Genomic DNA, 6,493 nt, shown 5'->3' with positions numbered 1-6,493 from the left:
CGGGGCCTTGGCGACGATGCCGTCCAGCCCGTCGATGACCCGGCCATAGGCGTCGCGCGCCCGGCCCTTGACCTCGTTCACCTTGCCTTCGAGCTGAAGCTTGGTGTCACCGGTCAGGCGGCCGAGGCCGTTCTGAATCTGGCCCTCGGCCTGGGTGGCGGCGCCTTCGATACGCTGGTCGGTCATGGGAATCTCCTATGCTGCGGGGAGGGGCGGGATGCGGGGTTAGCGCATGGCCGCGGCGGCGGTTCCGGGGCTGCGACAGCGGCGCGCGGATCGTGTTGCCCGGGTCATATTTACGGGCGACAAATCGCTCCCCCTTGTCATCCCGGAAGCGGCGACAGCCGCTATCCGGGAGACAGGTCAGGCCAGGTGCGAGGGCCGCCCGTCTCCCGGACAATCGCGGCGCGATTTCCGGAAGGGACGGGTCGGTGCTCGATCCGTCCCGGCTCTCCCCCCGGCTTTCGCCGGGGTTCGGCCGGGATGACAAGCGCCGAACGCTCAACGGCATGGGCCGCGCGTGCTACACTGACCCCATGGCCACCGCGAAGAAGGGACAGCTGGTCGCGGCGACGGAGTGGTGGAAACACCTCCGCCGGACCAAGCGCGCCTTCTGGAAACGCCAGCGGCAGGCGGACAAGCGGGAAGCGGCGGACCAGAGACGGGACGCCTAAAACAAGCAACCCCGCCCGGCTTGTGATGGCCCTGGCGGGGCTGGCCGGGCGAACCCGGTCTTGAGGCTCAACGGGCGAACCCGCGAGCTGGCGGGCTTCAATACCACGCTTTGAGAAACTCTCGAATAGACACTCATAACGTTATGCGTTATATCACGCCCGATGATCCGAAGCTTCCGTGATCGCGAAACGGAGAAGGTCTGGGCCGGCGAGCGGTCTCGTCGCCTGCCCGGAGATATTCAGGACGTGGCGTTGCGCAAACTGCGCCAGTTGAACCGGAGTGTGGTGCTCGAGGACCTGCGTGTTCCGCCGGGAAACGGCCTGGAGGCTCTGACCAAGCATCGTAAGGGTCAGCATTCGATCCGGATCAATCAGCAGTGGCGGATCTGCTTCCGCTGGACCGAAGGAGGATGCGAGGATGTCGAAATCTGCGATTACCACTGACCGCTTCGCCAGCATCGGCCATCCCGACGACTGGCTGAAGAACCCGACGCCGGGCGACGTCCTGATGGAGGATTTTCTCAAGCCTCTGGGCATGAGCCAGACCGCCTTGGCCAACGCCATCGGCGTGCCCCCGCGCCGGATCAACGAGATCGTTCTGGGCAAGCGGGCGGTGACCGCCGACACGGACCTGCGCCTGACGCGCTACTGGGGGCTGAGCGCGGGGTTCTTTCTCGGACTGCAGATCGACCACGACCTGCTGGAGCAGCGGCGGAAGATGGGGCCGGCGCTGGAGATGATCACGCCGAGGGCGGCGTAGTCACAAACTCGGTCAATCAAATTCGAAACGGTAGCGATAACGCTTGAGTTGGAGGTTTGGAACCGCACGTGCGGCCAGTTCGACCCGCTGGTCGAAATCGGCTGCAACGATTATGCCTCGAACGCTGCCTCCACGTTCCTCGGCGACAGATGCCATGTAAGCAAGGGTCTGCGCTATCACCGCAGGCCTCGCGACATCCGCCTTCAACTCGATGATGGTCCAGACCCCACGACCGTCTTTCGCCAGCACGTCGATCAGCCCCGCCTCGACACGCGCCTCGCGGCCACCATCGACGATCTCCAATCCGGATTCCAGCTGGGCGATGTCGGTCCTGATTGCGTTCTGGAGGTCTCGTTCCAAGGCAAATGACTTGCTTGCGGTCTCCACGACAGCGTCGATTGCTTCGGCTTCCGCCTCCGTAGCAATCGGCTCAAACTCGCCCTGAAGCCCGCCTGAAGCGAACCCCCGATAGGAGTTGAGGGCGCTCCTGTAGAAGGCCAAATACTTTCGAAGGTTCTCCGGCTCGATGTCGATCTTCGTGGGGTTTGGGAGACCCGCCCGGTGGTCAGCAATCGAATAGGCGTATTTTGCAAAGAGCGACTCCATGCCGTCGCGTTCGTACTCGGCGTCGAGGTCGATATCTTCCGCTCGCTCGATGCGGCGCAACGCCGAGCTACGCGTCGCCAAGGTCCCGGGGGCGAGGCCCTGCGCAGCCAGATGCGCCTTGAAGGCTTCTTCCCTCATCACCCCACCTTCACCCGCGTCGCCGCCTCGGGCAGGTCCTCCCCGAACGCCCGCTGGTAGAATTCCGCGATGGTCGGCCGCTCCAGTTCGTCGCATTTGTTCAAAAACGTCAGCCGGAACGCCAGCCCCACGTCGCCCGCGAAGATGATGGCGTTCTGGGCCCAGGTGATCACGGTCCTGGGGCTCATCACGGTGGAGATGTCGCCGTTCATGAAGGCGTTGCGGGTCATGTCGGCGACGCGGACCATGGCGGCGATCTTGCGCCGGCCGTCGGCGTCGGACCACTCCGGCACCTTGGCGGCGACGATCTCGGCCTCGACGTCGTGGTCGAGGTAGTTGAGCGTGGTGACGATGTTCCAGCGGTCCATCTGGCCCTGATTGATCTGCTGGGTGCCGTGGTAGAGGCCCGAGGTGTCGCCGAGGCCGATGGTGTTGGTGGTGGCGAACAGGCGGAAGAATCTGTTCGGGCGGATGACGCGGTTCTGGTCGAGCAGGGTCAGCCGGCCCTGGGCCTCGAGCACGCGCTGGATGACGAACATCACGTCGGGGCGGCCGGCGTCGTATTCGTCGAAGACGAGGGCGATGGGGCGCTGGATGGCCCAGGGCAGCATGCCCTCGCGGAATTCGGTGACCTGTTTGCCGTCCTTGAGGACGATGGCGTCCTTGCCGACCAGATCGATGCGGCTGACGTGGGCGTCGAGATTGACCCGGACCATCGGCCAGTTGAGGCGGGCGGCGACCTGCTCGATGTGGGTCGACTTGCCGGTGCCGTGATAGCCCTGGACCATGACGCGGCGGTCGAAGGCGAAGCCGGCGCAGATGGCCAGCGTCGTCTGCGGGTCGAAGCGGTAGGCGTCGTCGATGTCCGGCACATGGCTGTCGCGCTCGGTGAACAGCGGCACGGTCATGTCCGAATCGATGCCGAACACCTCGCGCACGGTGGCCTGGCGGTGCGGTTCCAGCGTCAGCAGCGGATCGGGGGTGGCGTCGAGCGGGGAGGTCATCCGCATCCCTTAGGAAACCGGGGCGGCGGGGTCCAGCGTCCGCTACGCCGGCGTGGCGGAGCGCCGCGCTTTACAGGGGCGATGCGCCAACCTAATAACTGACTGGTCAGTTATTAGAGGTGTTGAAGTGCTCCCCTTGGGCGAACCCAAATTCCGTCGCCGGCCGGCCGATCGCCCGGCCGAAATCCTCGCGGCGGCGCTGGAGGTGTTCGCCGAGCGCGGCTTCCAGGCGGCGCGGCTGGAGGAGGTGGCGAAGCGGGCGGGCGTGTCGAAGGGCGCGCTGTATCTGTATTTCGAGACCAAGGCCGACCTGTTCCGGGCCGTGGTGACCGACGCCATCTCGCCGAACATCGCGCGGGCGACGGCGGCAGCCTCGGCGGAGATCCCGTTCGAGACCGCCGCTCGGATGGCGCTGGGCCTGCTGGCCCGCACCGTGGTGACGGACCAACGCATCAGCGGCGTGGTCAAGCTGGTCATCGCCGAGAGCCGCAACCATCCCGAACTGGCGACCGTCTGGCATGAGACGGTGGTCGAGCCGGGCCTGCGGCTGATGAGCGGCCTGATCGCGGCGGCCCAGGCGCGCGGCGAGGTGCGGCCGGGCGATCCGCGCCTGTTCACCTTCGGCATCATGGGGCCGATGCTTCTGTCGATGGTCTGGCGCGAAACGTTCGAACCGATCGGGGCCGGGCCGATCGATGTGGTCAAGCTGGCCGACCAGCATCTGGACACGGTCCTGACGGGGATGAGGCCATGACGCTGCCCAAACGCGGTTCGCGCGCGGCGCTGGCGCTGGGCGCGATCGCCGTGGTCGGCGCCCTGGTCTGGCTGCTGTTCCTGCGCGGCGGCGAGGCGCGGACCCTGACCGGCTATATCGAGGGCGAGCGGGTCTATCTGGCGGCGCCGGTCTCCGGCTCGGTGGCGGCCCTGTACGTGCGCGAGGGGCAGAGGGTGGCGGCGGGCGGCCGCACCTTCCTGATCGATCCCGGCATCCAGCGGGCCCAGGCCGAGGGCGCGGCGGCGGCCGTCGGCGCGGCCGAGGCGCGGGCCGAGGACCTGCGGAAGGGCCAGCGGGCCGAGGAGCTGTCGGTGTTCGACGCCGAACTGCAGGCGGCGCTGGCGGCCGAGCGCGTGGCCGAGGCCGACTATGCGCGCATCGCGCCGCTGGTGCGGCAGGGCATCTATGCTCCAGCGCGGCTGGATCAGGTGCGGGCGGCGCGCGACGCGGCCCGGGCCCGGACGGCGGCGGTGCGGCGGCGGCGCGAGGTGGCGACCCTGGGCGCGCGCGAGGACGCGTTGCGCCAGGCCGAACAGCAGACGCTGCAGGCCGGGGGCGGGCTCAGCGAGGCCAATGCGCGGCTGGGCCAACTGGCCCCGGTCGCGCCCGGGGCGGCGCGGGTGGAGGAGATCTTCTATCGCCCCGGCGAATGGGCGGCGGCCAATGCGCCGATCCTGGCCCTGCTGCCGGACCATGAGGTCAAGCTGGTCTTCTTCGTGCCCGAGGCCGAGATGGCGCTCTATCGCCCCGGCCGCACGGTCAGCTTCAGCTGCGACGGCTGCGCGGCGCGGGGCAGCGCCCGGATCACCTGGGTCAGCGCCCGGCCGGAGTTCACCCCGCCGATCCTGTACAGCAAGGGCAGCCGCGACCGGCTGGTCTATCGCGTCGAGGCCCTGCCGGCCAACGCGGCGACGCTGAACCCGGGGCTGCCGGTGGATGTGACGCCACTGGAGGCGGGGCGGTGACCCGGCGACCGACTCCCCTTCCCCTCGACGGGGAAGGGGTTGGGGGTAGGGGTGGAGGCAGGCTGTCACAGGACGGGACGCGAGAGGCGGTGTCGAAGGACGGCCGGAGCCCCTCGGAGCTCCATGACAACCATCCTATACCCACCCCCTCCCAACCCTCCCCCGTCGAGGGGGAGGGCTCGGCGGTCATCGACGTGCGGGGCCTGAACAAGTCGTTCGGGGCCCTGCACGCGGTCAAGGATTTCGGCATCACGGTCCAGCGCGGGCGGATCTGCGGCTTCCTCGGCCCCAATGGCGCGGGCAAGACCACGACCCTGCGGATGCTGTGCGGCCTGCTGACGCCGGACAGCGGCGCGGGCACGGTGCTGGGCCACGACGTCATGACCCAGTCGCGGCTGATCAAGCGCCGGGTCGGCTATATGACGCAGAAATTCTCGCTCTATGAAGACCTGTCGATCGAGCAGAACCTGACCTTCATGGCCCGGGTGCACGAGCTGGAGCGGCGGCGCGAGCGGGTCGAGGCGACGCTGGAGCGGCTGGGGCTGGTCGAGCGGCGGGCGCAGCTGGCGGGGAATCTATCGGGCGGGTGGAAGCAGCGGCTGGCGCTGGCGGCGGCGACCCTGCACGGGCCCGACCTGCTGCTGCTGGACGAGCCGACGGCGGGGGTCGATCCCGAGGCGCGCCGCACCTTCTGGGACGAGATCCACGCCCTGGCGGCAGGGGGCATGACCGTGCTGGTCTCGACCCACTACATGGACGAGGCCGAACGCTGTCACGAGATCGCCTATATCGCCGGCGGCCGGACCCTGGCGCGCGGCACGGCGGACGAGGTCATCGCCGCCTCGGGGCTGATCACCTTCCACGGGGAAGGGCCGGGAGCGGACCGGCTGGCGGGCGAGCTGCGAGATCGGCCCGGCGTGGAGATGGCGGCGCCGTTCGGGACCACACTGCACGTCTCGGGGCGCGACCGGTCCGCGCTGGAGGCGGCCATCAAGCCGTTCCGCAAACCAGCGCTGCGCTGGACGGAGACGCGGCCGACGCTGGAGGACGTGTTCATCCAGCTGATCCACGACCTCGAGGCCGGCCGGGACGAGGCGGCCTGAGATGCTGTCCCCGAGCCGCACTTGGGCCATCATGGCCAAGGAGTTCATCCAGCTGACGCGCGACCGGCTGACCTATGCGATGATCCTGCTGTTGCCAATTATCCAGCTGCTGCTGTTCGGCTACGCCATCAATGACGATCCGCGGCACCTGCCGACGGCGGTGCTGGTGCAGGACAACGGCGGCTTCTCGCGCTCGATCCTGACGGCGATGAACAACAGCGGCTATTTCGACATCACCCTGCAGGCGCGCAGCCAGGGCGAGCTGGACCGGGCGCTGGAGCGGGGCGAGGTGCAGTTCGCGGTGATCATCCCGGCCGACTTCACCCGGCGGGTGGTGCGCGGCGACGCGGCGCGGATTCTGGTCGAGGCCGACGCCACCGATCCGTCGGCCACCTCGGGCGCGGTGGCGGCCCTGGCCAGCCTGCCGGCCCAGGCCCTGACCCGCGAGCTGACCGGGCCGCTGGCGAA

General features: G+C 68.6%; 10 protein-coding genes. 7 read left to right on the top strand and 3 right to left on the bottom strand.

From position 1 onward, the window contains the following. Positions 1–186: CsbD family protein (locus Q0588_RS10120; protein WP_298745831.1), on the bottom strand; the 186-nt coding region annotated here is incomplete at its 3' end. 245 nt (positions 187–431) lie between these two features. Here Q0588_RS10120 and Q0588_RS10115 point away from each other — a divergent pair. The 3 genes from Q0588_RS10115 to Q0588_RS10105 all read left to right on the top strand — a co-directional run bounded on the left by Q0588_RS10115 (position 432) and on the right by Q0588_RS10105 (position 1,434). Next, the gene (locus tag Q0588_RS10115; RefSeq protein ID WP_298745830.1) at positions 432–674 is read left to right on the top strand and encodes a hypothetical protein; all 243 of its coding nucleotides are present in this window, start codon (positions 432–434) and stop codon (positions 672–674) included. A gap of 162 nt (positions 675–836) precedes the next feature. Beyond that, positions 837–1,118, top strand: a complete 282-nt coding sequence (locus Q0588_RS10110) for a type II toxin-antitoxin system RelE/ParE family toxin (protein ID WP_298745829.1) — start codon at positions 837–839, stop codon at positions 1,116–1,118. Beyond that, positions 1,093–1,434, top strand: coding sequence for a HigA family addiction module antitoxin (locus tag Q0588_RS10105; protein WP_298745828.1), 342 nt, complete (start codon positions 1,093–1,095; stop codon positions 1,432–1,434). The genes Q0588_RS10110 and Q0588_RS10105 overlap by 26 nt, the downstream gene beginning before the upstream one ends. Positions 1,435–1,446: 12 nt before the next feature. Here the strand turns inward: Q0588_RS10105 and Q0588_RS10100 are convergent, their stop codons facing one another. Together Q0588_RS10100 and cobS are read right to left on the bottom strand one after the other, a co-directional pair. Further along, positions 1,447–2,178 (bottom strand): endonuclease NucS domain-containing protein, encoded by a 732-nt coding sequence (locus Q0588_RS10100; protein ID WP_298745827.1) that lies wholly within the window; start codon positions 2,176–2,178, stop codon positions 1,447–1,449. Further along, positions 2,178–3,188 (bottom strand): cobaltochelatase subunit CobS, encoded by a 1,011-nt coding sequence (gene cobS / locus Q0588_RS10095; protein ID WP_298745826.1) that lies wholly within the window; start codon positions 3,186–3,188, stop codon positions 2,178–2,180. Before cobS ends, Q0588_RS10100 begins: the two co-directional genes overlap by 1 nt. 121 nt (positions 3,189–3,309) lie before the next feature. Between cobS and Q0588_RS10090 the strand changes: the two genes are divergently transcribed. The 4 genes from Q0588_RS10090 to Q0588_RS10075 all read left to right on the top strand — a co-directional run. Continuing rightward, entirely contained in the window at positions 3,310–3,936 is a 627-nt protein-coding gene (locus Q0588_RS10090) for a TetR/AcrR family transcriptional regulator (RefSeq protein WP_298745825.1), read from the top strand. Beyond that, positions 3,933–4,922: an HlyD family efflux transporter periplasmic adaptor subunit gene (locus tag Q0588_RS10085; RefSeq protein ID WP_298745824.1), complete on the top strand. Its 990-nt coding sequence runs from the start codon at positions 3,933–3,935 to the stop codon at positions 4,920–4,922. The genes Q0588_RS10090 and Q0588_RS10085 overlap by 4 nt, the downstream gene beginning before the upstream one ends. Positions 4,923–5,011: 89 nt before the next feature. Beyond that, entirely contained in the window at positions 5,012–6,025 is a 1,014-nt protein-coding gene (locus Q0588_RS10080; RefSeq protein ID WP_366872839.1) for an ABC transporter ATP-binding protein, read from the top strand. A gap of 1 nt (position 6,026) precedes the next feature. Beyond that, the coding region (locus Q0588_RS10075; protein WP_298745823.1) for an ABC transporter permease at positions 6,027–6,493 on the top strand (467 nt) is incomplete at its 3' end.

This window comes from uncultured Brevundimonas sp. (assembly GCF_937870815.1).
Lineage (GTDB): Bacteria > Pseudomonadota > Alphaproteobacteria > Caulobacterales > Caulobacteraceae > Brevundimonas.
The sequence above is the reverse complement of the archived record's forward strand: the minus strand, read 5'-3'. Positions and strand labels throughout refer to the sequence as shown.

Coding starts and splice junctions, on each gene's coding strand:
- Q0588_RS10110 (WP_298745829.1), top strand. CDS start 837: ATGATCCGAAGCTTCCGTGATCGCGAAACGGAGAAGGTCTGGGCCGGC.
- Q0588_RS10105 (WP_298745828.1), top strand. CDS start 1,093: ATGTCGAAATCTGCGATTACCACTGACCGCTTCGCCAGCATCGGCCAT.
- Q0588_RS10100 (WP_298745827.1), bottom strand. CDS start 2,178: ATGAGGGAAGAAGCCTTCAAGGCGCATCTGGCTGCGCAGGGCCTCGCC.
- cobS (WP_298745826.1), bottom strand. CDS start 3,188: ATGCGGATGACCTCCCCGCTCGACGCCACCCCCGATCCGCTGCTGACG.
- Q0588_RS10085 (WP_298745824.1), top strand. CDS start 3,933: ATGACGCTGCCCAAACGCGGTTCGCGCGCGGCGCTGGCGCTGGGCGCG.